We start from the raw sequence: 25,337 nt of genomic DNA, 5'->3' as shown, positions 1-25,337 counted from the left end.
CTGTGACCGTTTGAGGGCCGGTGATTCGATATGTGAGCGTTGATGGGAGGTCATGTCATCAAGAAATATATTGTTGGCGACGCCATGACAGGTGAATTCGCGGTGCTTGAGTACTGGGTTGGCTCCCCCAGACGGTAGTCTATGACGAAGTAGCACCCAGTCGTGACTGTTGTCAGCGGTGAGTATGGTCAGCTTGTCGAGATTACGACGAATATCTGACAATAGATTCAGGACACCTCGACACGAACGAGTTCATATGTGTCCCCAATCGAGTGCTACGGCCGATGCAGTCGGCAACGATCGGAGAGTAGAATGCGATTCTCGACGCCGTTTGAGTGCCGAAATCATCGTTGAAGGGTCTGACTGTGCCTGTCTCGTGGCACACGGTGGTGACGGCACCTCGCCGATAGAGCATCACGTGATAGACGATACCTGTCACGTCACGTCTCGTTGCACCACCGAGGACTCCGCAGTCCACTACCGTCAGAGGGCGATCGACGGGGAGTGTATCTGCCGAATCGTCGCTAGTCACGGCTGTAACCCTTCGTTGCAAGCAATAACCGACCATGGGGTACTCGTTAGGACGAATCCACCCGATAGAGAGACATTACGAGATGTCGTTACGGACCTTCGGGAGATCGCGGAGAGTGTCCGCCTCCAGCAACTCGTCATCGATAGCGGGGCAGACGAACGTCGGTCGGAACTCGTCAACCTCGAGAATATGACTGATATCGAGCGTGAGACGATCCAGTGGGCGATCGTCGCTGGCTACTATGATCGCCCGCGGACGATCGAATTCGAGGAGCTAGCCCACGAGATCGGTATCTCGAAATCAGCTCTCTCGAAGCGACTTTCCTCGGCTGAGGCAAAGGTCATGCAGGATCTGTTCAGCGATGAAATATAGCCTGTATCCGCGATAAGTTGCGAGAACTCGCGGTGGTATTTAAAGACCGCAATAGTGTCTGGATAGCGAGTTGGTAAGAGGGGGCGTAGATAGAGCCACGGTGGCTCAAAGTGACTAATACTACCGACACACACGACGAGATGGCGCGTCGGTTAGACGACGAGGACTGGGAGCAGTCGGTCGAGGAAATCCTCGACGAAAGTACCCACAGCACGGAGTTGGGCAAACAGATGGGTCGGGATGCAGTTCGGGTCAGTATCGGTGAGATGTCCGAGACTGACTTCCACAAAAAGTATCACGATGCCGTCCTCGATGAGTTCGGCGTCGATGATCGACCGACGAAACCGGAGGAGTACGATGAGTAAGCGCGATGGAGTTACCCGCAGGAGTGTGCTGCTCAGTGCCGGGGCGGCCGCAGGTGTCCTGGGTATCGGCGGTTCGAACGTGCTCCAGTCGTTGAGTGACGATTCAGAGATCAACGACGTCGAGCGCTTTCTGCAGGAGAACACGGTTGTCCATGGCTACTGTTCGCCTAATTGTCGGGGCCACTGTCCGCTCGATATCCACGTTCGGGACGGACAGATCCGGAAGGTCGAGCCGGCGATTCCTGATCGGGAAGAGTTTCGACGGGCCTGTACGCTAGGACAGACCCACTTACACCGGACATACAACCCGAACCGGCTGAAGTATCCGATGAAGCGAAGCGACTGGTCGCCCGAGAATCCGAACCCGCAGGGACGGGGACCGGACGCCGAGTTCGAGCGCATCGAGTGGTCCGAGGCCCTCGATTACGTCGCAGGCGAGATGGACCGTATTCGGGAGGAGTACAGCCCCGAGAGCGTCTACTTCGAACTTGGTTCTGGCGGTAGCGGGATCAATGGCACGGTGTACAGCCGGCTAGCGAACCTTTTCGGCGGAACGATGATGTCTTGGTCGATCGACATTAATGTTGGCCTCGGCTTCCGACGGATCACGGGGGCAGGGTACTTCAACACACCCACCAACATGCGGACGGACATTAAGAACGCCGACACGATCCTCATCTGGGGCGGCAACGTCTTCAGAAGCCGTCTCAATCCTGACGCGCGGTTCCTGTTGGATGCCATCGAGGGTGGGACGAAAATCGTCGGGATCGACCCGGTGTACAACCAGACGACGGCCAAGTCCGATCTCTGGTTGCCTGTCAAGCCAGGTAAGGACATCCACCTCGTGATGGGGATGATCCACACCGTGCTGGAAGAAGACCTCGAGGACACTGAATTCCTCCGAGAACGGACACTTGCGCCAGCGCTCGTCAGAACCGATACCGGCGCTCTCCTCAAAACCGGTGACGTCTTCCCAGACGGTGACGACGAAACGCCGGTCGCCTACGATGCCGACGCCGGTCAAGCAGTCGCACTCGAACCGGAGACGTACGGCGAGTACGCGTTGCGAGGGACCTTCGAATTCGGCGGCCACGAAGTACGGACGGCACTGACGGAACTCGAGGAGACCGCTTCCGACTACGCCCCGGAGGACATAGAGGAGACCATCGGTGTCGATGCCGACAACGTTCGACAGGCGGTCCGCTGGCTCGCTACCCGCGGGCCCGGCGGCGTCATGACGGGCCTCGGCGTGGACCGATACGTCTACGGCCACGTCTTCGGCCAGGCGTACGCAATCCTCCTGGCACTTACCGGCGATTACGGTCGTAGCGGCTGTGTCACCGGTGGCCGGTTCGCTGGCTCCGGGTATCGGAGCGACTACGGGGCCGTTGAGGGCAGTCCAGGGACCAGACGAATGCAGCAGAAAGGGATTCTTTCGGCACTTCAGGGTGATGCCGACCCACCGCTGAAGATGATGTACACGCAGTCCTCGAACTTCGTCGCCAACCAGCTCCCGGACCGCCAACAGTGGATTGACTCGCTATCGAATCTGGACCTGGTCGCGGTGGCGGACATCCACCACACACCAACAGTCCAACACGCCGATATCGTCCTGCCCGCCTCACACTGGACCGAACGGGAAGACATCACTGGGGCCGGCGAACACCCCCACGCGATGTACCGCGAGCCGGTCCACGATCCATTGTGGGAATCCAAGTCCGACCACTGGATGATCGCCGAACTCGCCGACCGGCTGGGATACGGCGAACACTTCGAACGCGACCGGACGACGCTCCTCAGAAAGATTCTCGAAGGGGAAGACCGGTTCACGTTCGAGGAGATCCGCGAAAAGGGGACAATTCACCTCGAAACTGACGAGATCATCTTCACTGACGAGTTCAACACGCCCTCTGGCCGCCTCGAAATCTACGACGAGGACGCCCCGAGCGAGAAGGGCGTCTCTCTCGAACTTCCCGTTCCGCTAGAAGATCGAACGGCCGACGATCACGAACTGGCCGACGAATATCCGCTGTTGTTCATGCAGGGCCACTCGAAGTGGCGGATCCACTCTCAATGGGCCGAGAATCCGATGATGCGGGAGATCAATCCCGAACCGCGGATCGACATCAATCCACAAGATGCCAAAGAGCGTGGGATCGAGGACGGCGAGTACGTCCGGGTCTACAACGACCGCGGCGAGATGATCGTCAAGGCGAAGTACAACGACGCCTACCGACCCGGGCACGTCAACACTGATCAGGGGTGGTGGGGCGAGCACTACATTGCGGGCCACCATAATAACTTGACGCACACGGACGTCAGCGAGACGATCGAGAACTTCGCGTTCTACGATACGCGCGTCGAGATCGAGCCGGCCCCAGAGGACCTCGATACGAGTAAGTACGACGATCCGACCGAGACAGATTGGATCGACCAACTGCAACACGGTGGTGATACAGCATGACCAACTACGGCATGGTAATCGACCAAGAGCGGTGTATCGGCTGTCACTCGTGCGCAGTGGCGTGCAAGGACGAGAACAACGTGAGCATGGGCCAGGCTTGGAACCGAATCCTCACCACTGGTGGCGAGAACATCGATACGCCGGCTGGAGAGTACCCTGTCGATGGGGGCGACGGAACGCTGTCGATGCAATACCAGCCGACAGCGTGCCAGCACTGTGAGAACGCACCGTGCGTCAAGGTCTGTCCGGTCAACGCGACGTACACGCGTGAAGACGGGATCGTCGAGATTGACTATGACAAGTGCATGGGCTGTCGGTACTGCATGGCGGCCTGTCCGTACAACGCTCGGGTGTTCAACTACGATAAACCCGAAACGACGGCCCCCAAAGGGACCGGCAACGTCGAGCAGCGCGAACGTGGTGTCGTCGAAAAGTGTACGTTCTGTAGTCACCGACTGGACGAGGGACTTGATCCGGCGTGTACCATTGCTTGCCCGTCCAGCGCACGGATCTTCGGAGATCTCGATGATCCGGACAGTGCCGTCTCCCGGTACGTCAAGCAGTACGAAACGACGCAACTCCTTGAGGACCTAGAGACCGATCCGAACACCTACTACATTCGTGGGGAAATGTCTCCTGGCCGAAATCACCTCGGCAACGAGATGGAGTCCGAACTCGACGAGCCGCCCAAACGACGGAACGCCGAGCCCGGTGTCCCAGCGACTGACGGAGGCGAGGAACAATGAGCAACGCAGTCGCGCCACCCAACAAATTCGGGACGCGCGGGAAGGCCTGGGTCGCCGCATTGAGCGGGCTCGTCCTCGTCGGACTGGTGGCTTGGGCCTACCAGCTCAGCCAAGGCCTGATCGTCACTGGAATGGACAACGTCTTCTCCTGGGGGCTGTACATCATGCTGTTCGTCTTCTTCGTCGGGCTCTCTGCTGGCGGATTGATCATCTCGAGCGTGCCGAAGTTCTTCCATTCCGACCGGTACGACTCGATCGCGGCGCTCGGGGTGCTGGTCAGCTTCGCTTGCATCGTGGTCGCAGGCCTGCTGATCCTTCCCGACCTGGGCCGACCTACCCGAGTGGTCGGGTTTTTCCTCTCACCGGACTTCCGATCGCCGATGGTATGGGACTTCGCGATCGTCGTGCTGTACGGGCTGTTCTGTGCTGTATACTTCTGGTTGTTGACCCGGCGTGATCTGGCTGCCCGTGGGTCGCGGCTTGCCTTCGGCGTCCAGGATACGGAAGCCGGCCGCCAGCGTGATCGAAAGCTATCGTTCTGGGCCGCGGCGATCGCGATCCCACTTGCAGTCGCGTTGCACTCGGTCACTGGTTGGATCTTCGCGTTACAGATCGGTCGTGGCAGCTGGTTCAGTCCACTGGTTGCCCCCATGTTCATCATGAAGGCGCTGGTTTCGGGACTAGCGCTGATGCTCGTGACGGCGATTCTCGCCGATCGGTTCACCCGATTCAAGCTCTCAACGGAACTGGTCTCAGAGCTCGGGAAAGTGCTCGGCGTGTTCGTCGCCGTTCACATCGTCTATCTCGTCGGGGCCGAACGGCTACCCCACGCGTGGGCAGCGAACTTCGACTTCTGGACGATCACCAGTGGCTTTCTCGTAGGTGACACAGTGTCGTTCTGGCTGTGGACAGTTGTCGGTGGGGTGATCCCCCTAGCATTGCTGATCGTCCCGTCTCTCCGGACACGTGTCTGGGCTGTGTTTACTGCAAGCGTGTTCGCCATCATCGGGATCCTCTTTGAGGGCGTCAACCTCATCTTCACCGGCTACACCGAACTCAACATCGGAGCCGCACCCGGCGTCACGACCGGGACCGAGTACAGCGGTATCGGATCAAACATCTGGTCGACGGTCGGGGTCTACACGCCGACAGTGATTGAGTTGCTGGTCTCGCTCGGGCTGGTCGCATTCGGCGCGTTGATCCTCACCCTCGGCCTGCGGTATTTCCCCGCATTCCCGGGTTCGGCACTTGGAGAGGAAGCCCGACCACAATCGACTGGAGATACTACAGCCGCTGACGGTGGAGAAGTCCGAACAGACGGTGGCACCGATGAGTGACGCCGCGTCCGCCGATGCGACGGAGGTTTCCCAGGGCTACGCGGTGCTGGCGCGGTGCTGGCGGCAACCGGACGAACGGCTCCGTGCGGCCATCGAGTCGGGAGAGCTCGCAGGCGTCGTCGAGTTGGACACAGTTGACCTGACGACACTACGGACCGAACACACTCGGCTGTTTGTCGGTCCGGACGGCCCACCGTGCCCACCCTACGAGAGTATCTATCGCGACGGTGACGGCGACGCCGCCGGCAACGTTCTCGGACCGTCCACGCGGGCAGTCGTCGACTGGTATGACGAATACGGTCTCGGCCTCGATTCCGAGTGGTCGGATCTTCCCGACCATATCGCGACCGAGCTCGAATTTGCCAGCCATCTGTCGACAGTAGCTCCGCCGGAAACCTGTGAACAGTTCTTCGACGAGCATCCTCGGCAGTGGTTCGAGACGTTCTTCGATGCGGTCCGCGCAGAGACACGCGAACCGTTTTACGCTGAACTCGCCGACGCGACCGCCGCCGTCGTGCTGTGATATTGCTGTGAAGTTTACTCTCTCGCGTGTACGTGTTGCACCGATATCGATCGTCTCGAATGACTTCCAGCGCCGTCTGATCGAACGCGCGTCCTCCAGAATAAGCCGAATTATCCAACGACGAACAGCACGGGCGCACACTCGTTGTTCGCGGAACTCCGCGAGAAACACGATATCGACGACATCCGCAGAACGCGTCGCGTTCTGATGGGCCACACGAGAGCTTGCGCTCGTGAACGCCGTGTTTCCCATCGACGACTCGTTGAAAGACGCCTGTACCCGACACGCCCTCAATTTCAGAGACGAACGCCATGGAACTCAGAACAGTGTCGGGCGGGCCTTTCGCGAGGGAAAACCTAGGCCGTCTTCGGTTTCAAATTGAGGCAGCGTTACACAAGGGCGCGAAGCCCCATCTGCTCACGGGCGCTTAGCGCCCGTTCGCATGGTCCGTGAGGCAGGTCTCACGCTACTCCCAACAAGCGAAGGGCGAGTAGCCCCGTGTGCGGTAGGATATAGGCGTTCACTCACGCTACTGCAGATTCGGCCGACGGCTGGCTTAGATCGTTCGCATTCGCATGGAGCCAGCGTATCTGAACACTACCTTGCTGGAGCCGATTGCCGATCGCGAACGCAACGCCCATAGACAGCCAACGGCTAGACACTCCCAGAACCAATGACGAACCTGGAATACCGAATCGAGGTCGGTGGCACCCGCGAGGACGCCTACGAGGTTCGCTTTGCCGTCTTCGTCGAGGAACAGGGCGTCGACCCCGACATCGAGATCGACGAGCACGAAGACGAAGCGGTCCACTTCGTCGCCTACGCGGACGACGATCCTGTCGGCGCAGCACGACTGCGAGAACCTGAGGCCGGCCTCGGAAAGATCGAACGCCTCGCTGTCCTGGAATCCCACCGAGGGAACGGACTAGGCGAGGCCCTCATGGACGCCGTCGAGCGCGAGGCTCGTGATCGTGAGCTCACGACGCTAACCCTTCACGGCCAGTTGCGCGTCGCTGAATTCTACGAGTACCTCGGATACGACCGCGTCAACGAGGAGTTCATGGAGGCGGGGATCCCCCACGTCGAAATGACGAAAACCCTCGAGGAGTAGTCAGAGCGTTCAAGTCGCTCCCAGAACAGGAGCGAATATGTACGCGGTCGTCGGGTGTTCGGCATGTAGCGCGCTGTGGGTGGTCGAGGGGCGCCCGGAGACAACTCAGTGTCCGCGCTGTGGGAAGCGGCGGCAATTCGAGTTGCGCCGGAAATTTGTCGAAACGGAGGACGCCGACGCGGCCAGGGAAGTACGGGCGGCGATGCTCGCCGAACGCCAGGATCTGGGTGACGCCTTCGAGGGGCTTGATTCGTACGCGGAGATGGAGAGACGCGTCCGCGAGAACGTAATCGACAACGAGACGTATCTCGAATCGATGGGTGTCGACAGCGACGAGGCAACTGCGGCCGGCGACCGGGCGAGTGAGGGATCGACCACGACCGGGAGTCGCCGCGAGATCGTCCTGGAAGCGCTCGATCACCTCGACGACCCGGATGAAGATGCTGTACGCACGTACGCGAGCGAACACGGGGTACCCGAATCGTACGTTCGACGGGCACTCCAGTCGCTGGTCAGGTCGGGTCAGGCGACCGAGGATAACGGGACGTATCGCCTGCTGTGAAGCCGGGTTAGACGCCTCCAAGCGCCCGCAACAACGCGACCGTCGCCACGAGAATCGCCAGGTGCTATCTGAGCAGGCCCAGCCAGGGCTGTACGCGTTTTGGGAGTGCAGTCTTCGTAAGATCCAACGATGTCACCGTCTTGTCGACGCCTGTCGGTGCTCGCCGACGAGCGTCATCGTATCGTTCGCTATCAGCTAAACGTGTCGGCCAAGAGCTAGGACTGAAAGTGAAAGTCGTGGGCCACCGAGTCCGCTATACCATTCGAGTGATCGCACAGTTTGAAGAGGGACGGGAGCAAAGCGTGCAAACGTGACCCAAAGAGACCTCGACGATTCGACGCTCTCGGTGCCGATCGTCGCTGGCCTCGGTCTCGTGGCGGCTAGCATCGTCTTTGCCGGCCGAACCGCCGCCGACGTGACCGTACGGGTCAGCGGCTACGATGTGATCGCACTCGTCGCAAGTGCGCTGGCAGTCGGACTGTGTGTCTGGGGCTTACTCTCTGCGACCCGGGGAGCCTACAGACGTGGTGTCGGTGCACTGTCGGGGTCGGCGGGCATGACGATGGTCTTCCTGGCACCACAAGCCCGCTCTGGCCCCCTATTCGTCGGAACTGGCGCAGTGATCCTGGTTCTCAGCGGGCTGTTCATGATTGGGGAAGGGCTGGGGTACGAACTCGTCGCCGTCGACGATACGAACGATTCGCAAACCGGTGCGATTGAAGAAGAGACCGAAACGGACGCTTGATCAGCGACCGAGTTCTTCGTGGGCGCTGGACAAGTGTCGCGAGGCGAGTGCACCAAGCAGAGACAGTTCACCCGCCAGGGACGCGGCAGCGATGACTTCGGCGAGTTCGTCGGCGTTCGAACCGACGGGATCGCCACCGCCCGCGACGCCAAGAATTGACAGTGCCTCAGATTGGGTAGGGAGTGCCGTCCCGCCACCGACCGTCCCGACTTCGAGTGATGCCAGGGTAACGCTGGCGTAGAGCCCGTCGTCACGGGCTTCCAGACTCGTGATCGCGTTCGATCCTTCGACCACCTGGGCCTCGTCCTGGCCCAGTGCGAGGAACGCGGCCCCGACGATGTTCGCCACGTGGGCGTTGAACCCCAGACTGCCGGCTTTGGCACTCCCGACGAGATTCTTGCGCGTGTTGACCGCCGCGATATCTTCACTCGTCGCATGGAAGCGTTCCTCGACGACATCGTCCGGAATGAAGACGTCCGCCCCGACCGTGTACCCGCGGCCTTCGACGGCGTTGATCGCCGCGGGTTTCTTGTCTGAACAGAGGTTGCCCGACAGCGCGACCAGTTCTGCCGGCGTCTCGTCTTCGACGAGTTCGCTCACCGCACGACTCGCGATCGTGACCATGTTCATCCCCATCGCGTCACCCGTATCGTACCGGAATCGGAGGAACACCGAATCACCGACGACGTACGGCGTTACGTCCTCGAAGGCGATGTGTGGGTCCGTCTCCTCGGCGACAGACTCGATCTCGGCCTCGTGGTCGCGAACCCAGTCCGCGACCTCGGTGGCCTCAGCGACGTTCTCGACGGTGAAGACCGGCGCACGGGTGATTCCCGACTTCACGATGGACGTCGTCGCACCGCCGGCCTCGCGGATCGCGGTCATGCCGCGATTGACACTCGCCACGAGTGCCCCTTCGGTTGTCGCGAGGGGTACCTGATAGTCGTCTCCAGCTACGTCGCCCTCGACCGGGAGCGGCCCCGCCACGCCGAGTGGTACTTGAATCGCTCCGATCATGTTCTCGATATTGGGATCGGCATCGGCAGCATCGATCGAATACGAACCGACCGTCTCCAAGTCCGTCTCTGTCTCGGATTCGATGTACGCTCTCCGTGCACTTGCTGCCTCGTCGGCAGGCGCGTGATCGGCAAGTTCGTGGAGACGAAGTTCACCGCTCCGGAGACGTTCGAGGAGCTCAGTCACGTCAGCCATACGCGCACACTCGACGGCCGGCCCCCTAACAGTTTGCGTTCCGGACGGCAATACCGAATCGTCCCGAAACCGGATACCAGTAGCTTGAAGGACCACATCGTGCCAGTTATCGCACGGAATAATCGGTGAACCAAGGACACGCAGACGCTTGAGGACGAGTTACCGAGCACTATCAGTACGACAACGAGAGCGGTCCTGTGGCAGAAAGCACGTCAGACCGGAAAATACCCCTCATAGAGGCAGCGAGAGTTCCAGCCGATACTGGAACGATATCATCTACTAAATTTTCGACGGATATATGCCGAGAGTGTGTTAATGCGACGCGTTTTGACGGGGATACAAAATCTGATATGTGGTAATGGGATGTTCATAGATGTCGAATGAATGGCAGCCGGCTAATATATACGAGGTGATATCAGATGATCGTGCGCGTCAAATCCTGATAGCGACGAACGACGCACAGCGATCGGCCCAAGATATATCTAACATCTGCGACGGGAGTCTCTCCTCAATATATCGCCGTCTCGATATTCTGTCTGAATACAACTTGCTCGAAAAGGAGATCCGAATCGACCAGAATGGCCACCATCACAGCGTCTACGAGCCGGATTTCGAGTCGATCGAGCTCCAACTTGACGGCGACGTTATCGAAGTTACCGTCGATTTTGGCAAGGAAACGAAAACTCACGTCGAAGAGTGGCAATCGCTCGATGTTTGACGGGAAGTCGGGCCGCCGCCCAAGCAGTCGATACCGCTCAAAGCAGCCGGAGACGTCCACCGATATCAGTGGGTCAACACGAGTAGTTGCTCGTCAGTTCGGACGAGGCAGAACGGACCCGGTGGCGAGTTGAACGTGTGTGTGCGTTTCTCAGAGATGAGCAGTTTCTCGAAGGGTTTCGAACAGGCTGGACAGGCAAACCCCTCGCGGTTGGCAAGGTACATCGTTGCTCTATCCTCACTGAGAAGTTTGAGTCCGTGACGATACTCGTGGACGTCGAAGCCATCACCCACGTCCAGTTGTTCCATACGTCCAGTATGAAAAGCAGGCCCTTCAATCCAGTCGCCGGCCTCAGGCCGCGGCACCGACGTACAGTACGACAACCAGGAAGATCCAGACGGCGTCGACAAAGTGCCAGTACATCGAGACCGTACTCACAGACGTGTGGCGCTCCTGGGTGTATTGGCCGGCCAGTCCCCGGGCGTAGATAATTCCCAATAGAATCGCGCCAAGTGTTACGTGGGCACCGTGGAGGCCCGTCAACCCATAGAAGGCGCTGCCGAAGGCACCCTCAGTGATTGAAAAGCCGTCACCGATGATAAACTCGTAGTACTCATAGGCCTGGCCGGCGATGAACACGACACCAAGCGCCAGGGTCACGCCGAGTAACTGCATGAAACGTCGGTGGTTCCCTCGGCGGAGGTAGACGTGGGCAAAGTGCAGCGTTACACTGCTGGCGATCAGGATTGTGGTATTGATCAAGACGAGACTGCCAAGCAGGTGTGGGAGTTCCTGGGGTGGCCACGCGCCAGCTCTGATGAAGAAGTAATAGACGAACCCAGCGCCGAAGGTAGCGATCTCTGACCCCAGGAACAGCAACATACCAAAGCGGAGTGCACTCGATGAGCGCGTCGCGGTCCCACGCTCCCAGAAGTCAGCGACGAAGGCGTGATACAGCCACCCGTACATCCCAACCAGCAACAACAGAACGCTGCCCGCGATCGCCGCCGGCCCGACCGTCGGGCCAACCAGCGCGTCTTCACCCATGCCGAGTACCCACAGCGCGACCCCGACGTAGAAGCCGGCCCCGCCAATGGCGGTGATAAACGGCCACCAGCTGGCCTCGCCGAACCCGCGGGGCCAGTCCTCCTCGGCCGGAAGGTGATGACCGTCGTGCCCGTCCGAATCCTCTACGATGCTCATGGGAACTGCTACCCCACCGACGGCTAAAAAGCCACCTTCGGGGGACCCTTTTGCCGGCGTCCGGCCAGTCGGGCCCGTTCCGGAAGCCATCCGTCGGAACTTACAGGTCCCCGACCGCCGTACGCCCTGGCAATGGTCTGGCGTCCCGGTCGTGCGCTCGGTCGGTCACTCTCGATGGTGAGATGGCTCGTCGCACTCTTCGTCCTCACCGGGCCCGTGCGTGCCCATGGCGGCAGCCTAGGTGCAGCCGCCCGGGAGACAGTCACCGTCCCCACGTGGCTGTTCTTGCTCACGGGCGGGGCCGCCGTCGGGGCGTCCTTTCTGCTTGCCTCGTTCGTCACTGACCGCCGCCTGATCGATTCGCTGCACGACTGGCGGGCGACGATCCCGTTTCCCCGCTCGGGCCACCCCATGGCGCTCGTCCGCATCGTTGGAGTTCTGGGTCTGTTTGGCATCGTCGCAATTGGCTACCTGGGACCGATCCAAGGCCTTGGTAATCTCGCTGTGCTTGCCGTCTGGGTCGGCTGGTGGGCGGGATACACGGCCACCACATACCTGCTGGGTGGCACCTGGCACGTCCTCAATCCCTGGCGAACGATCGCCACCTGGCTGCCGTCCCTCGATCGACCGCTTCCGGACGTGGGTGCCTGGCCGAGCGCCGTGGGCCTGCTCGCACTCATCTGGATCGAAGTGGTGAGTCCGCTGGCCGACGCGCCGGCGCTGCTCTCGACGGTCGTCCTGGGTTACTCCGCCATAACGCTCGGCGGAGCTGTCGTCTTCGGCACTACCGCGTGGTTCGAGCGCGTCGACCCAGTGACCCGCGTGTTCTACTACTACGGCCACGTCGCGCCGATCGCGACCGATAGGACGGCGACAGACACCGATCGAGCGACACTGGGGACGAACCAACTCTCGATCAGGGGCCCAGGCATCGGACTGACGCGACCCGATCTAGTCAGTGATGCCAGCGAGGTCGCGTTCGTCGTCGCACTGTTGTGGTCGACGACCTACGACGGGTTCGTGACAACGCCAGCCTGGCGGGCAATAGCCCGGCCGCTGGTCGAAGTGGGTATCCCGGTCCACCTCTTGTATCCGCTCGTCCTCGCCGGCGGGTTCGGTCTTTTTCTTGCAATCTACCGACTCGCCTCGCGATACGCCCGGAGGACTGGAGAGACCTACATGGCCGCCCAAACCCTCGCCAGGCGCTTCGCCCCGCCACTGGTAGCGATCGCTGCCGGCTACCATCTCGCCCACTATCTGGGTTACTTCCTCTCACTCGTGCCGGTGCTGGTGACAGTCCTCGGTTCGCCGCTGTCGCCTCCGGCGACCGTCCCCGTCCTCTCGCTGCCGGGCTGGTTCGGGGCCGTTCCCGTCGCGAGCGTTCTCGCAGGCCACCTGCTTGCGATCTGGATCGCCCATGCGACTGCCTTCGAATTGTTCCCGGGTCGCCTGCAGGCCATCCGGAGCCAGTATCCAGTGATCGCCGTGATGGTACTGTACACGATGACCAGCCTCTGGATCGTCACGCAACCGACCATTCAGCCGCCGTTCCTCTAACTATGACCACCGAACCACTCGACGACACAGCGTTCGACGTACCCGAAGACGCGGCCCCCTCACGCTGCCCGGAGTGTGGCCGCCCGTTCGTCCGCGAGGAGTTGCTGGCACTGCATCGGGGGTACGACCACGCCGATACCCTGGGAGAAACAGCCATAGCGGCCTTCGAGGACGCCTACGAGGCCGAAAGCGATCGGCTCAACGTCTTCCGACTCAAAGCACTGCTCGCACTGATTGTGTTGTACTTCTTGTTGTTGATGACCTACGCACTGGTTTGACTGGACAGTACGCCAGTTATTCCCGCTCGCCGATGGACAGGCCGGCCACGCGCTCGAAGAACTTCACGACCGCAGCCATGTCTTCCTCGCCGTGACCCATTCCGCTGGCGGCGCTGAACGTCTCTCTGGCGGCGGCGGTCTGGGGCAACGGGACGCCCGCCTCGTTGGCCGCCTCGACCGCGTACCGGAGGTCCTTGAACTGGAGGTCGATCGGGAACCGTGGTTCGAAGTCGCCCGCGGCGATGTTCTCGCCCTTGATCGAGAACAGTGGCGAATCGACCGCGCCCGCTTCGACGACTGTCAGCATGTCGTCGTCGTCCAGCCCTTGGGCAGTCCCGAAGGCAAGTGCTTCCGCGAACGCGCTCATCATGTCCCCAAGCAGAAGGTTGACGAACAGTTTCATGCGAGTCCCGTCGCCGACAGCCCCGCAGTCGACGATCGGTTCGCCGATGGCCGAAAGAATACGATCGACCTCGTCGAGCAGATCGTCCGGGCCAGCGGCCAGCACGGTAAGTGTCCCGTCCTCGGCCGGGCCGACCGTCCCCGAAACCGGTGCGTCGACGTAGCGTCCGCCGGCGTCTTGGACAGCTTCGGCCGCAGCTGCGGTCGCCGCCGGGGTGACCGTACTCATCTGGAGGAAGATCGTGCCGTCCGTGATCCCATCGAGAACGCCGTCGTCACCCTCCAAAACGGCTTCGAGGGCCTCGTCGTCGGTAACCATCACGATCACGATGCCGGCTCGCTCGGCGACTTCGGCGGGCGAATCCGCCACATCGTGGCCAGCGTCAGCGAACGGCTCTGTTCGTTCAGATGTCCGATTGTACACGATCAGCGGATAACCAGCAGCGCTGACATTCTCTGCCATTGGCGCGCCCATCGCGCCGAGACCGATAACTCCGACTGTCTGGGTCATGGTACTGGCAGTTCACGTCCCGGGGATAGAAACGTAACGAACGAGCCGTTGAGCGACAACGCTGATAGTGGTCGGGTGAGAACAGGGCCCCATGAGCGAGAACTCCTGGGTCGACCAGATGGCCGCCGAGCGGATGCAAACAGATCAGGAATTCACGGACGAAGTCGCGACATCGCCGCTATCCAGCCAGCAGTGGGGCCTCGTCATGACCGCAGTCGAGTTCCAGATTGAAGGGGCGGCACAACCAGAGACAGCCCACCTGGTTGCCGACACGAGTAAACTATCGAGCGTGATGCCGGAACTCCGTCGAATGGACGACGGAGGGAGTGGCGGGATCGCCCCCGACAGTACTGGCACATCGGCCAGCAGCGGCGGGCTACTCGACGGTATCAAAGGCGCTCTCGGGTTCGGAAACGAGCAGTCCGACGCACTCCGCGAAGCGGCCGAAAATCTAGCTCAAAGATACACGGACCGATTACAGTCGCGTCTCGAAGACCGCGGTCGGTGGGCAGATATCTGCGAGCAGACCCACGAGCCATAGCTCGTCTCCGGCGTGATACAGAGTCACCTCCTCGGACTCGTAGATGTTGATAGCACCACGAGTTCATCGTCGGCCTTCTCGTCCACCCGAAGCCCGTCGAGACGTGCGATGCTCTCCTCGTCGAGTTCAACGGGTGATATACAGTTAGCACTTTGACAGCAACTGTCTTAAGCGACGGGGCGGTACAACGTTGAAAGATGATACTCATCGACGAGACACGAGCGGGACATCACAAGACGAACCAGGGTGACTGCTAGTGACCGGCCCACACCAGGGACAGCCACTCGAAACCGCCGGCCAGTCCGTCGACTCGGCTGCCGCCGCGGTCGTGCTCGTCCACGGACGGGGCGCGACGGCCAACAGCATCCTGCAGATGGCCACTGAGTTCCCGACGAAAGACATCGCGTATCTCGCTCCACAGGCAGCGAGAAACACCTGGTACCCGAACCCGTTCACGGCACCAGTCGACTCCAACGAACCTGGACGTACCTCTGGTCTGGAAGCGATTCGAGCGGCCATCGAAACAGCCACAGACGCCGGGATTTCGAGAGAGGCGATTGCCCTCGTGGGCTTCTCACAGGGTGCGTGTCTCGCCAGCGAATTCGTCGCCCGGAACCCGAATCGTTACGGGGGTCTGGCTGCCCTGAGCGGTGGCCTCATCGGCGAATCAATTGACCAGGCCGAGTACGACGGTGATCTCGACGGAACGCCCGTCTTCTTGGGGTGTAGCGATGTCGACCCGCACATCCCTGCCGAACGCGTCCACGAGACGGCAACGGTCTTCGAACAGTTGAACGCTGACGTGACGAAACGGCTCTATGAGGGCATGGGCCACGGCGTCAATGAGGACGAACGGGCGTTCGTCGCTGACATGATTGCCAGACTGTCCGAGAGAGACGAACCACGGGAGTGACACAACGTTGAAGTGATCGCTCGGAGTACAGGACTGGCGTGCTCTATCGACCATCGACGCTTTCGGGCGACGAACGTCGCGAATTCGAGACGTATGCCGAGGACTGTCGGGAAGAGATGCTCGATCACGTCGCCACGATCGTCCAGGAGTTGCCGCCCGATGTCGTCGAAATTGTCTACGAGCTTGCGTTTTCGACGAGCGACGCGTTACCGAAGCGGGAACGGCGACCGAAACTCGATACAGTACTGGTGATTGATTCGGTGGCCGAGGCACTCTCGATGCCGGCACCGGATCGGGATGCCCTCTGCAAACTGACGATCGTTACCCAGGAATACTTCGACATCGTCGACGACCTTCTCGACGGTGACGTCGCCAGTGACCGAGAAACCGAAGCCCTGCTGGTCTCGCAACTACTGGTCCCGACGCTGATGGGACTGCTCAGTAGATTCAAAGCGGACGCTTCGACTTACTGGGCCACCCAGGCACAGGAAGTGATGTGTGTCCCGATGGTCGAATCGACGGCAACGCCGGACGCTGAGACCTACCGATCTCTCCTCGATCGACAGGCGTCCCTGTACGGAATGCTCACGGGTCTAGCTGCAGTCGTCAATGACGAAAGCGACGATACCATCGAGCGATACGAGCGACTCGGGGAAACCATTTACAGACACCGGCAAGTCGTCCTCGATTACGAGCAGTATCAGGATGGCGAGGACGACCCCTGGAATGCCCGCCAACTGATGGACGAGTCAGCGGTCCTGTCCCTGCTCGCAACGCACGAACAGACCGTCGATGACCTGACAGCCGACCTGCCGGGACCGCCCCGAGGGCGACTCCGGGCACTGGTGGCACTCGATACGTCGGCCTGGCAAGCATCAGTCAGTCGACCCGCTGAGAAAAGCAGCTGAAAACCCGGTGTGCCGTCGTTACCAGGGAGCTAGCTTCGCGTACTCCTCGTCACGCTGTTTTCGGCGCGCAATGTCTTCGATAACGTCCAGTTCAACTTCCGCCACCGCCTGCGTTGCTGACATAGGATTGACACCCCGGAGGACGCTACATATGGCCGCTACATAATAGTTGCGGGGACTACAGCAAGAAAAATCACGACAGGGCCGGGCAGAGGATCGTTACTTATAGAGGCTGTTACCGGCGCTTCCGGAGACTTCGGCCAAACCGGCGTAGACCTCGGCGATGCGCTCGCGAACGTCACGGCCGCCGACGCGCGGATCGAAGCGGTCCTTGTTGGGCGACCAGTCGACGTCGTTGAAGAACGAGTCGCGCTGATCCTCGACGCCCTCCGGCGGGACGATGTCGTTCGATTCCTCGCGGTAGAGGTCGAACAGCGTTCGCGTGTACTCGTACTGATAGCGCGTGTCCTTGTTCACTTTACAGATGCCACGGTTCATGAAGTCCGACAGCTGATCGGGCTGCAGTCCCGAGGAACCGTGGAGGACAAGTGGCGTGTCCAGCCCGTGATCGGACAGGGTCTCGTGAATCTCGGTTGCCAGGTCGGGACGCAAGTCGAGGTCCTTGCCCTTGGCGACGCCGTGCTGAGTGCCGACCGAGATCGCCAGCAGGTCGGCACCGGTCCGGTCGATGAATTCGACGGCCTGCTCGGGGTCGGTATAGAACGCCTCTTCGGCGACGATTTCGTCCTCGACGCCCTTGATCTGGCCGAGTTCGGCCTCGACGAGAATCTCCTCGTCTGCCTGTTCGGTCTTCTGGACGACTTCTTTCGAGCGGGCGACGTTCTCTTCGAAGTCCTCGTGGGAGGCGTCGATCATGATCGAGGACGGAATGGCCGTCTCGACCTGCATGTCGATGAAGTCCATGTCCGTCTGGTGGTCCATGTTGAGGAACACGCCGATGTCGTAGGCCTCGGCGATGGTGTCGATGTAGTTGCCCATCGCGCGCAGGCCTGCCTCGGCGTCGCCGTTCCCGGCGAACCGACACGCGCCGGCACTCATCTGGATGAGGAGATCAGAGTCGGCCTGATCGGCCCCCTCCATGAGCCCCATCATCGTGTTCGGTTCCGCGATGTTGCTCGCGACGAGTCCGAACCCTTCGTCGAGGGCCTCGTCGTACACCTTCGAAAGTTCGTCTCCGCCGTAAAACGCCATTAGTAAGTCACCACCGAGACCTTCCGGTGCCGACGTTAAAACATATGCGAAAATCGCCGCGACCGACTGTTCGATACGGGACGATCTGGCCCAAGCTAGCTGCGCATCGACCACACGCGGACGTCGTCCATCAGCGATTCCGGATCGAGTTCTCGGATGCTCGGTCCCTTGACCTGCACAAGATGGGCAGAGGTTGCCACGCCCGAACGCAGGGCGTCCTCGTCGTCCCAGCCCTGTTCGTAGGCCCAGAGTGCGCCAGCGAACATCGAGTCGCCCGCGCCGACAGTATCGATGACATCGACGTCAAGGGACGGGGCAAACAGTGTTTCCTCGGGCGTGATGAGCACAGCGCCTTCGGCCCCCATCGATGCAAGCACGCGTTCGTACCCCCACGACTGGAGTTCCTGGGCGGCTTCCGCACAGTCGTCGATCGTCTCTATCTCGATTCCCGTTGCGTTCGCGAGTTCTTCGCGGTTGGGTTTGCAATACTCGTAGGTGTGTTCGAGATCGGGCATCAACTCGCCGTGGACGTCCAGCGCTGTATCCCAGTCGCCGGCTTCAGCGAGTCGGTCGACGTCTTGGGCATCCATACCCGGCGGGAGACTCCCGCCGATGTTGATCACCGACGGGTCATGTTCTTTGAGTGTCTCGATCAGTTCGTCGACTTTCGCTTCTGGGACTTCCGGCCCGGACTGATTGAGCTTGTACTCATTCTCGGGCGGGAGAATCGTCGTGTTCATTCTGGTCGGATCGCCGACATCGACGAAGTCTGTCGGGACATCGTAGGTCTCGAGATCCTGTTCGATGAAGTAGCCGGTGAACCCACCGATAATCCCCGTCGCAACCGTCTCGGAGTCCAATGCCCGGAGGAATTGCGAGACGTTGATCCCGTTGCCCCCTGAGTCAAACTGTGCGTCAGTCGAACGCTGTACGGTGCCTGCTTCGAGTGCTTCGTCGATAACGATCGTCTGGTCGACCGCCGGATTCGGTGTGACTGTGAGTATCATGGTTCGTCTGCCTCCGGAACGTCGGTCTCGGACCGACGTCTCCTGTCCTTCGAAGGGTCACACTACTGTGCCTTAAGACAGTCGGTCTTTCCGAGTGCCTCAGAACCGTTCGATGAATGCGGGACGAAAAGCTGACCGGGACAGCCTACAGTCGATCGAGCACAGCCTCGGTGAACTTCGTCGTCGAGGCGTCGCCGCCGAGATCGGGCGTCCGTGGCCCGTCTTCCAGCGTCTTCAGGACTGCCTGCCGGACGCGGGCCGCGTCGTCCTCGAACTCGAAGTACTCGAGCAGCATGGCCCCAGAGAGGATCATCGCCGAGGGATTGGCGACGCCCTGGCCGGCGATGTCGGGTGCCGAGCCGTGGACTGGTTCGAACAGCGCATTGTCGTCGCCGATGTTGGCGCTGGGCAGCATGCCCAGGCCGCCGACAAGTCCGGCGGCGAGATCGGAGAGCACGTCGCCGGCGAGGTTCGGCGTAATGATCACGTCGTAGTCCTCTGGGTGCATCACGAGGTGCATCGCCAGGGCGTCGATGAGGGTCTCGTCGTAGTCGGCGTCCATCTCGTCGGCGACCTCGGCGGCCGTATCCACGAACAGGCCGTCCGTCTTGCGCATGACGTTGGCTTTGTGGGCGACCGTCACGCGATCGGCGTCGTGTTCCTCGGCGTACTCGAAGCCGTATTCGGCGATCTTCTCGGAGGCGTCTTCGGTGATGAGGCGAGTCAACGTCGCCACGTCGTCAGTGAGATCCGATTCGATGCCGGCGTAGACACCCTGGGTGTTCTCGCGGATGAACACGAGGTCCGTTTCGGGCTTGACAGCGTCGACGCCAGGGTAGGCTCGCGCGGGGCGAACATTCGCGAACGACCCAACGTCCTCGCGCAACGGGAGGATGATGTCGGCGGCGAGTTCGCCTGCCGCGCCGAACAGCGTCGCGTCGGCCTCGCGGGCCAGTTCCCGCGTCTCCTCGGGCAGGGGCGTCCCCTCTCGTTCGTAGACTGCGTTGCCGGCCCGCCCCTCCACGAACTCGAAATCCCGATCGAGCGCTTCCAGCACGTCGATGGCTGCGGGCAGCACTTCCTGGCCGATACCGTCGCCCGGGATGGCGGCGATTTCCTTCGTCATGGCGATACCTCTCAGTGGGGTGGAAAAGAGGGTGTCGATCCGTCGCACGATCTACACGGGAGCGGTTCGATCGGCCTGAAACCGGGCACAACGATTGCAGGACGCTCGTTGGGCGATACGCCGCCACAGGCTCTGGCAGTCAGGTGTGGTCGGCCAGTTCTGCGCCCAGCCCTGTATAGGAGGCTGGCGTCAGCGCAGCCAGTTCCTCCTGCACATCGGGATCGACGTCCAACTCCGCGAACAAGGCCCGGAAGTCCGCGAGCGTGACGTCCTCGCCGCGAGTGAGGGCTTTCACCTGCTCGTAGGCGTCGCCGTGACCCTCCCGGCGGAGGATCATCTGGACGGCCTCGCCGATGACTTCCGGCGTCGCTTCGAGATCGTCACCCATCACCTGCTCGTTGGGAACGACCTTGCCCAGCCCGGTTTCGAGTTTGCGATAGCCGATCAGGCAGTGGGCCAGGGCCCCACCCATGTTCCGCTTGACCGTCGAGTCCGAGAGGTCCCGCTGGAGCCGGGAGTTGGTGACGTACCCGGCCAAAAAGTCGAGGTCGCTGTTGGCCTTCGAGAGGTTGCCCTCACTGTTCTCGAAGTCGATCGGGTTCACCTTGTGGGGCATCGTCGAGGACCCCGTCTCACCGTCGGCCGTTTGCTGGCCGAGATACCGATCGGCGACGTACAGCCAGACGTCCATATCCAGATCGAGCAGGACGCGATTGGCCCCCTGGAGGGCGTCGAACAGCGCCGCGAGGTCGTCACAGGGATTGACCTGCGTCGTGAGTGGTTCATGTTCGAGGCCCAGCGAGCGGACGAACGACTCGGCGAAGGTCGGCCAGTCGACGTCTGGATAGGCGACGTGATGGGCCGCATAGGTGCCAGACGCGCCGGCGAGTTTACCAGCGAGGTCGCCACTTGCTCGGTCGACCCGCCCGATCGCGCGCCCGAGACGGGAGGCATAGACGGCCATCTCCTTGCCGAAGGTGGTCGGCGTCGCCGGTTGGCCATGCGTGCGAGACAGCATCGGCGTATCGCGATAGTCGTGAGCGAGATCGATCAGTGCGTCCCGGACGTCCCGCAACGCGGGCAGAATGACGTCTTCGACGGCCGGTTTGAGCAGCAGTCGGTGGGCGAGATTGTTGACGTCCTCGCTGGTGAGGCCGAAGTGCAGCCACTGATCAGCCTCGAGGCCCGCTGGCTGGCGTTCCCGAAGGAAATACTCGACGGCCTTGACGTCGTGGTTGGTGGCATCGTAGGTTTCGGTTCCGGTGGTTTCGATTTGCTTGACGAGCGCAGCGTCCGCCTCGTCGAAATCTTCGTAGATGGCCCGAAGGTGCTGGCGTTGAGCGGCGTCGATTTCGAGTGGTGTTTTCTCAAGGTCCGCGAGGGCGATCAGGTACTCTACTTCGACGCGGACGCGGGCGCGGATGAGCGCCGACTCGCTGGTGTAGGGAACCAGTGGTTCCGTGTAGCGTGCATACCGGCCATCGAGTGGTGAGACGGCCGAGAGCGGATCACGATCGGACATAGCTCAGGGTGTGGCCAGGGGGCGATTAAGGTTGCCGGTCCGGAGTTTCGATCGACAGGATTTACTTCGGCCATTTAGAATTGGATGATGCTGGTGGGGTGGCAGAGCGGCCCATTGCGCCTGCCTTGAAAGCAGGTATCCTCACGGATTCCTGGGTTCAAATCCCAGCCCCACCGCTTCTGCGAGGAACGGACGTGACGAGCGAAGCGGAAACCTGGGATTCGAACTCCTGGAAGTCGCAGCGCGCGAACGAAGTGAGCGCGATCGTCTTCCTCTGGTTCAAATCCCAGCCCCACCGTATTTTTCTCGCGAGCAAAACCGCGAGCGACGAATTCGTCAACTGGGATTTGAAGCCTGCCAGTCGCAGTCCCGGAACGACCGAACGAAGAGAGGCCGCATGCCCGGAACGTCTGGCTTCGGTTCAAATCCCGATCGACTCTCTCCGTTCGTCGATCGACGTTCGCCTCGTGATACCCGGCGAACTCCCAGCCCCACCGTTTTGCTCCGAGCAAACATGCGAGGAGCAAATGGTACACCTGGATTTGAGCCCTACCAGTCGCAGCGCGAACGAAGTGAGCGACCGTCTGGGTCCGGTTCAAATCCCGATCGACTCTCTCCGTTCGTCGATCGACGTTCGCCTCGTTATCAGTTGTTGTGCACACGGTTTCTTTATTCACCTAACTGGCTGAAACAGTCGGTCAGTGGCTGTGAGAATGTAACTCTGTTGGGAGAAACGCGGCGACGGCCGTACCCCGGCTACGAGGACTCGTTTGTCGAATTTGTCTCGACGTCACAAGCCATACGCGTCGAGACGGTTTTCGCCGTGAGTTTTCCTGCAGCGTCGATCTTCGCTCGGGTCGAGGATTCGTTACAGTTGAAGTTTTCGGGAGTGATCTGCTCAGTCACCGTGGCCTCGGTTTTGAGTACGCTCATCGAGAGCGTGTACGTATCACTCTCAGTGAAGGTCAGCAACACAGTTCCCTCGGGCTCGACCGTGTAGACGCCGTCGAATTGCGCTGTCGAGTCGTTCTCGACGAGAATTCGGGCCGTCCACGTTTCCTCCAACGGGTTCTGAAGCATGAGCGTGTGGCTAAATTCCCCCGTATCCGCAGGACTCGGGTCGTCGCCGAGTGTATACGACGCTAGCCCATCGGCGGGTACTGTCTTGGTGACGACACCGGGACATGCCATTCGCGTCGAAACAGCCATCGAATCGAGCGTATTGTCGTCTTGTACGCTGACTGTCGTCCTGGTCACATTACAGGTAAATTGGCTGGGTTCGACGGAGATCGTCTCCTCCGCGTCCAATTCGGGAATCGAGACGCCTACGCTGTATCTCCCGAGATCGGTCAGTGACCCAATGATGCTCGCGTTCGGTTCGAGTTCCACGGATTCCTCGAACACCGGCTCGCTAGCCTTCGAAATCGTAATTGTTCCCTTGTGGGTCCTTTCTGTCGGATTCGTGAATGCCACGTGGTGCGTGTTTCGGAGGCCACGCTCTTCGAGCGATGCAGTCCCGATAGTTCGTTCGGCGGTTGCATCAGTTTCGATGTGCGTTGCATCCTCCATCGGGTCTGTCTCAGTCTGTGTACCCGTGGACGTGCTCGTCTCCCCTGAGTCCGTTTCCGTTGAGTCACTCGATGCTGCTTGGGATGTGCAGCCAGCGACTGCGGTTGTGAGGCCAATTCCAGCACTTGCCAGAAACGTTCTACGTTCCATATACTTCCATTGGAAGGGGTCAAGTATCGTCCTATCCCAGATTCAAAGACGTCTTTGAGTCCCGGAAACCACTCACATCGATTGAGTGTGGCTCCGTGCTGGACGATACGTTCGCCAGTACCACGCCACGAAGAAGAACAGGATCAGGAAGACGCCGACCCCTAGAACGAACCCACCGGGGCCGGTCCCGAACGTAACGAGCATCTCCCACATGGTTGGGTCAGGTTGCTGAATGGGGAGTTCAACACTCCGGGACGATGGTGAGGGTGTCAGTACTGACCAGCGTACATGGACAATTGCACTGACAACCCCCACAATACCGACTGCGCTGAAGACGCGACGCAACGCAGTCGTGAGTGACGGAGTTGTTCGTTCTGCTCCCGCAAAGAGGACAAGAGCGCTATTGGTCGGGGCATATACATCCATTTCGCGCCCTTGTTCCGAATACCACGTCTCGATGACTTCCACTAACTCCGCGTCTCGAAGTCGGTCGAGATGATAGCTGACATTCTGTACTGAGGAGTCAATCTCAGTAGCGATATCCGATACTGTCATTGGTTCGGTATAGATTTGGTTGAGGATGCGGCGTGCTGTTGTTGAGGTGACCGCCGATAGAATCTGTTCCGCGGATTCATCTTCGAATCCAACGAGCCTCGGTTCCAAATCACGATCTGAAGCTGTTCTGGGGGTGGGTTTCAAGGGTAGTAGTGAAGACATAGTTGTGTTATCTGTTTGGGGTAGAATGTCCCTATGGCAGACTCAAAGAGATGTTTGAATCCTATTCAGACATTTACGAGTCATGAACAGAGGCTGTCATAGACTTGTTCGTATATTTTTCTGTCATTTTCCGAGATAATAAGTATAGAGGATGTATTGACCAGCTGCTTGTTACAAATCCCGTGAATGAAATTGCCGTATTCACGACGACTGTTATACTCGGCGAACTCCCAGCCCCACCGTCAGACTCCTATCGTCGTCTGACGAGCCCTGGCTCACTTCCTTCGCCAGGACACCGTCGGATTCCATTCGTCATCCGACGAGTGCTGGCTCACTTCCTTCGCCAGGACACCGCTTCTGTGCGAACGGTAGTGAGCGCTGAGCGTGGCAACCGGCGTTGCAGTATAGTGAGAGAGCACGAACGATCACAAACAGCTATGTAGGTTGTGATCGAATATCACGGTTGAGCATGTCTCCCGAAACTTGTGCCGTCTGTGGCGGGACGGTCCCATTCGACAGCACGGTGCATCTGCTCGTCCACACCCACGACGAGGCAGGGGCACTCGATTACTACGTCTGTGAGTCGTGTTACGACGAAGATCTCGCGCCCCTGGTAGCCTGAATTTCCTGATTGGACATCTAGTGCCCGTGGTAGCGCGACTCTCGGAAGGGTTATCCACGGAACGGGCCTACAATTGTTTGTAATGGCAGACGGAAAGGTGGATTTCTTCCACGAGACTGGCGGTTACGGTTTCATCACGACTGAGGACGCGGACGATGACGTTTTCTTCCACATGGAGGACGTTGGCGGCCCGGACCTCGAAGAAGGACAATCGATCGAATTCGACATCGAACAGGCCCCCAAAGGGCCCCGCGCGACGAACGTCGTTCGCGCATAAGGCAATCAGCTGCTGCCTGACAGCAGCACTCTGATTTTCTCAATTACTCTCAAACGGCCTTGTTTAGATGCTTAATTTCCACGGGTAGAGGCGTCAAGCGCTAGTTCGACGTTTCTGACGGCACATTTCAGCACG

General features: G+C 60.2%; 28 protein-coding genes, 1 tRNA gene and 2 pseudogenes. 20 read left to right on the top strand and 11 right to left on the bottom strand.

The window, feature by feature from the left end; all coding sequences use genetic code 11:
• Positions 1 to 6 precede the first annotated feature (6 nt).
• Positions 7 to 213, bottom strand: a pseudogene (locus HZR20_RS14540) (IS5/IS1182 family transposase); the annotation flags it as partial.
• On the opposite strand from HZR20_RS14540, the gene HZR20_RS14875 reads away from it, so the two are divergent.
• From HZR20_RS14875 to HZR20_RS08090, 10 genes and pseudogenes are all read left to right on the top strand, one after another.
• Positions 185 to 904: a helix-turn-helix domain-containing protein gene (locus HZR20_RS14875; protein ID WP_449272331.1), complete on the top strand. Its 720-nt coding sequence runs from the start codon at positions 185 to 187 to the stop codon at positions 902 to 904. The pseudogene HZR20_RS14540 and the gene HZR20_RS14875 sit on opposite strands and share 29 nt — an antisense overlap.
• Positions 905 to 1,014: 110 nt before the next feature.
• Positions 1,015 to 1,269, top strand: coding sequence for a 4Fe-4S ferredoxin N-terminal domain-containing protein (locus tag HZR20_RS08125; protein WP_309484913.1), 255 nt, complete (start codon positions 1,015 to 1,017; stop codon positions 1,267 to 1,269).
• A complete protein-coding gene (locus HZR20_RS08120) occupies positions 1,262 to 3,733 on the top strand; it encodes a molybdopterin-containing oxidoreductase family protein (protein WP_181686096.1) in 2,472 nt (823 codons plus the stop codon). The genes HZR20_RS08125 and HZR20_RS08120 overlap by 8 nt, the downstream gene beginning before the upstream one ends.
• A complete protein-coding gene (gene dsrO, locus HZR20_RS08115) occupies positions 3,730 to 4,479 on the top strand; it encodes a sulfate reduction electron transfer complex DsrMKJOP subunit DsrO (protein ID WP_181686095.1) in 750 nt (249 codons plus the stop codon). Before HZR20_RS08120 ends, dsrO begins: the two co-directional genes overlap by 4 nt.
• The gene (gene nrfD, locus HZR20_RS08110; RefSeq protein WP_181686094.1) at positions 4,476 to 5,816 is read left to right on the top strand and encodes an NrfD/PsrC family molybdoenzyme membrane anchor subunit; all 1,341 of its coding nucleotides are present in this window, start codon (positions 4,476 to 4,478) and stop codon (positions 5,814 to 5,816) included. Before dsrO ends, nrfD begins: the two co-directional genes overlap by 4 nt.
• Complete coding sequence (locus HZR20_RS08105) at positions 5,809 to 6,339, top strand: TorD/DmsD family molecular chaperone (protein ID WP_181686093.1); 531 nt, start codon at positions 5,809 to 5,811, stop codon at positions 6,337 to 6,339. The genes nrfD and HZR20_RS08105 overlap by 8 nt, the downstream gene beginning before the upstream one ends.
• A 114-nt stretch (positions 6,340 to 6,453) precedes the next feature.
• A pseudogene (locus tag HZR20_RS14535) lies at positions 6,454 to 6,718 on the top strand (hypothetical protein); the annotation flags it as partial.
• Positions 6,719 to 7,012: 294 nt separating this feature from the next.
• Entirely contained in the window at positions 7,013 to 7,450 is a 438-nt protein-coding gene (locus HZR20_RS08100; protein ID WP_181686092.1) for a GNAT family N-acetyltransferase, read from the top strand.
• Between the two features lie 37 nt (positions 7,451 to 7,487).
• The gene (locus HZR20_RS08095) at positions 7,488 to 8,012 is read left to right on the top strand and encodes a DUF5817 domain-containing protein (RefSeq protein ID WP_181686091.1); all 525 of its coding nucleotides are present in this window, start codon (positions 7,488 to 7,490) and stop codon (positions 8,010 to 8,012) included.
• 310 nt (positions 8,013 to 8,322) lie between these two features.
• Complete coding sequence (locus HZR20_RS08090) at positions 8,323 to 8,757, top strand: hypothetical protein (RefSeq protein WP_181686090.1); 435 nt, start codon at positions 8,323 to 8,325, stop codon at positions 8,755 to 8,757.
• Here HZR20_RS08090 and hmgA read toward each other — a convergent pair whose 3' ends face one another.
• Positions 8,758 to 9,969, bottom strand: coding sequence for a hydroxymethylglutaryl-CoA reductase (NADPH) (gene hmgA / locus HZR20_RS08085; protein ID WP_181686089.1), 1,212 nt, complete (start codon positions 9,967 to 9,969; stop codon positions 8,758 to 8,760).
• A 547-nt stretch (positions 9,970 to 10,516) separates the two neighbouring features.
• On the opposite strand from hmgA, the gene HZR20_RS08080 reads away from it, so the two are divergent.
• Positions 10,517 to 10,687, top strand: coding sequence for a hypothetical protein (locus HZR20_RS08080; protein WP_181686088.1), 171 nt, complete (start codon positions 10,517 to 10,519; stop codon positions 10,685 to 10,687).
• A 65-nt stretch (positions 10,688 to 10,752) separates the two neighbouring features.
• Here HZR20_RS08080 and HZR20_RS08075 read toward each other — a convergent pair whose 3' ends face one another.
• The gene (locus HZR20_RS08075) at positions 10,753 to 10,995 is read right to left on the bottom strand and encodes a DUF7385 family protein (RefSeq protein WP_181686087.1); all 243 of its coding nucleotides are present in this window, start codon (positions 10,993 to 10,995) and stop codon (positions 10,753 to 10,755) included.
• A 43-nt stretch (positions 10,996 to 11,038) separates the two neighbouring features.
• Positions 11,039 to 11,890, bottom strand: coding sequence for a cytochrome c oxidase subunit 3 (locus HZR20_RS08070; protein WP_181686086.1), 852 nt, complete (start codon positions 11,888 to 11,890; stop codon positions 11,039 to 11,041).
• Positions 11,891 to 12,022: 132 nt separating this feature from the next.
• Here HZR20_RS08070 and HZR20_RS08065 point away from each other — a divergent pair, with 132 nt between their 5' ends.
• Both HZR20_RS08065 and HZR20_RS08060 read left to right on the top strand, forming a co-directional pair.
• On the top strand, positions 12,023 to 13,447 hold the full coding sequence (locus HZR20_RS08065) for a hypothetical protein (RefSeq protein WP_374057593.1): 1,425 nt from the start codon (positions 12,023 to 12,025) through the stop codon (positions 13,445 to 13,447).
• Between the two features lie 2 nt (positions 13,448 to 13,449).
• Positions 13,450 to 13,725, top strand: coding sequence for a DUF7410 domain-containing protein (locus tag HZR20_RS08060; RefSeq protein ID WP_181686085.1), 276 nt, complete (start codon positions 13,450 to 13,452; stop codon positions 13,723 to 13,725).
• 16 nt (positions 13,726 to 13,741) lie between these two features.
• Here HZR20_RS08060 and HZR20_RS08055 read toward each other — a convergent pair whose 3' ends face one another.
• Entirely contained in the window at positions 13,742 to 14,638 is an 897-nt protein-coding gene (locus tag HZR20_RS08055) for an NAD(P)-dependent oxidoreductase (protein ID WP_181686084.1), read from the bottom strand.
• Between the two features lie 91 nt (positions 14,639 to 14,729).
• Here HZR20_RS08055 and HZR20_RS08050 point away from each other — a divergent pair, with 91 nt between their 5' ends.
• The 3 genes from HZR20_RS08050 to HZR20_RS08040 all read left to right on the top strand — a co-directional run bounded on the left by HZR20_RS08050 (position 14,730) and on the right by HZR20_RS08040 (position 17,000).
• Complete coding sequence (locus tag HZR20_RS08050; protein WP_181686083.1) at positions 14,730 to 15,179, top strand: DUF5799 family protein; 450 nt, start codon at positions 14,730 to 14,732, stop codon at positions 15,177 to 15,179.
• A 256-nt stretch (positions 15,180 to 15,435) separates the two neighbouring features.
• Complete coding sequence (locus tag HZR20_RS08045) at positions 15,436 to 16,092, top strand: alpha/beta hydrolase (RefSeq protein ID WP_181686082.1); 657 nt, start codon at positions 15,436 to 15,438, stop codon at positions 16,090 to 16,092.
• A 38-nt stretch (positions 16,093 to 16,130) separates the two neighbouring features.
• Entirely contained in the window at positions 16,131 to 17,000 is an 870-nt protein-coding gene (locus HZR20_RS08040) for a hypothetical protein (RefSeq protein ID WP_181686081.1), read from the top strand.
• A 219-nt stretch (positions 17,001 to 17,219) separates the two neighbouring features.
• Here the strand turns inward: HZR20_RS08040 and fba are convergent, their stop codons facing one another.
• From fba to purB, 4 genes are all read right to left on the bottom strand, one after another.
• Positions 17,220 to 18,212, bottom strand: a complete 993-nt coding sequence (gene fba / locus HZR20_RS08035) for a class II fructose-bisphosphate aldolase (protein ID WP_181686080.1) — start codon at positions 18,210 to 18,212, stop codon at positions 17,220 to 17,222.
• Positions 18,213 to 18,307: 95 nt separating this feature from the next.
• Positions 18,308 to 19,219: a 1-phosphofructokinase gene (gene pfkB / locus HZR20_RS08030; protein ID WP_181686079.1), complete on the bottom strand. Its 912-nt coding sequence runs from the start codon at positions 19,217 to 19,219 to the stop codon at positions 18,308 to 18,310.
• A 145-nt stretch (positions 19,220 to 19,364) separates the two neighbouring features.
• Positions 19,365 to 20,345 carry an isocitrate/isopropylmalate dehydrogenase family protein gene (locus HZR20_RS08025; protein ID WP_181686078.1) on the bottom strand — a complete coding sequence of 327 codons (981 nt, stop codon included), beginning with the start codon at positions 20,343 to 20,345 and terminating at the stop codon, positions 19,365 to 19,367.
• A 139-nt stretch (positions 20,346 to 20,484) separates the two neighbouring features.
• Positions 20,485 to 21,867 (bottom strand): adenylosuccinate lyase, encoded by a 1,383-nt coding sequence (gene purB, locus HZR20_RS08020; RefSeq protein ID WP_181686077.1) that lies wholly within the window; start codon positions 21,865 to 21,867, stop codon positions 20,485 to 20,487.
• 92 nt (positions 21,868 to 21,959) lie between these two features.
• Here purB and HZR20_RS08015 point away from each other — a divergent pair.
• Together HZR20_RS08015 and HZR20_RS08010 are read left to right on the top strand one after the other, a co-directional pair.
• A tRNA-Ser gene (locus tag HZR20_RS08015) sits at positions 21,960 to 22,043 on the top strand.
• Positions 22,044 to 22,061: 18 nt separating this feature from the next.
• The gene (locus tag HZR20_RS08010) at positions 22,062 to 22,556 is read left to right on the top strand and encodes a hypothetical protein (protein ID WP_181686076.1); all 495 of its coding nucleotides are present in this window, start codon (positions 22,062 to 22,064) and stop codon (positions 22,554 to 22,556) included.
• Between the two features lie 67 nt (positions 22,557 to 22,623).
• Here HZR20_RS08010 and HZR20_RS08005 read toward each other — a convergent pair whose 3' ends face one another.
• Positions 22,624 to 23,436 carry a hypothetical protein gene (locus HZR20_RS08005; protein WP_258560400.1) on the bottom strand — a complete coding sequence of 271 codons (813 nt, stop codon included), beginning with the start codon at positions 23,434 to 23,436 and terminating at the stop codon, positions 22,624 to 22,626.
• 222 nt (positions 23,437 to 23,658) lie between these two features.
• Complete coding sequence (locus tag HZR20_RS08000; RefSeq protein WP_181686074.1) at positions 23,659 to 24,303, bottom strand: ArsR/SmtB family transcription factor; 645 nt, start codon at positions 24,301 to 24,303, stop codon at positions 23,659 to 23,661.
• Between the two features lie 469 nt (positions 24,304 to 24,772).
• Here HZR20_RS08000 and HZR20_RS07995 point away from each other — a divergent pair, with 469 nt between their 5' ends.
• On the top strand, positions 24,773 to 24,925 hold the full coding sequence (locus HZR20_RS07995) for a hypothetical protein (RefSeq protein WP_181686073.1): 153 nt from the start codon (positions 24,773 to 24,775) through the stop codon (positions 24,923 to 24,925).
• Between the two features lie 82 nt (positions 24,926 to 25,007).
• Complete coding sequence (locus HZR20_RS07990; protein WP_181686072.1) at positions 25,008 to 25,202, top strand: cold-shock protein; 195 nt, start codon at positions 25,008 to 25,010, stop codon at positions 25,200 to 25,202.
• Positions 25,203 to 25,337 lie beyond the last annotated feature (135 nt).

It is taken from the genome of Halorhabdus salina (assembly GCF_013839425.1).
GTDB classification, from domain to species: Archaea; Halobacteriota; Halobacteria; order Halobacteriales; family Haloarculaceae; genus Halorhabdus; species Halorhabdus salina.
Note: the sequence above shows the minus strand (reverse complement) of the source record. Positions and strands in the feature narration are given on the sequence as shown.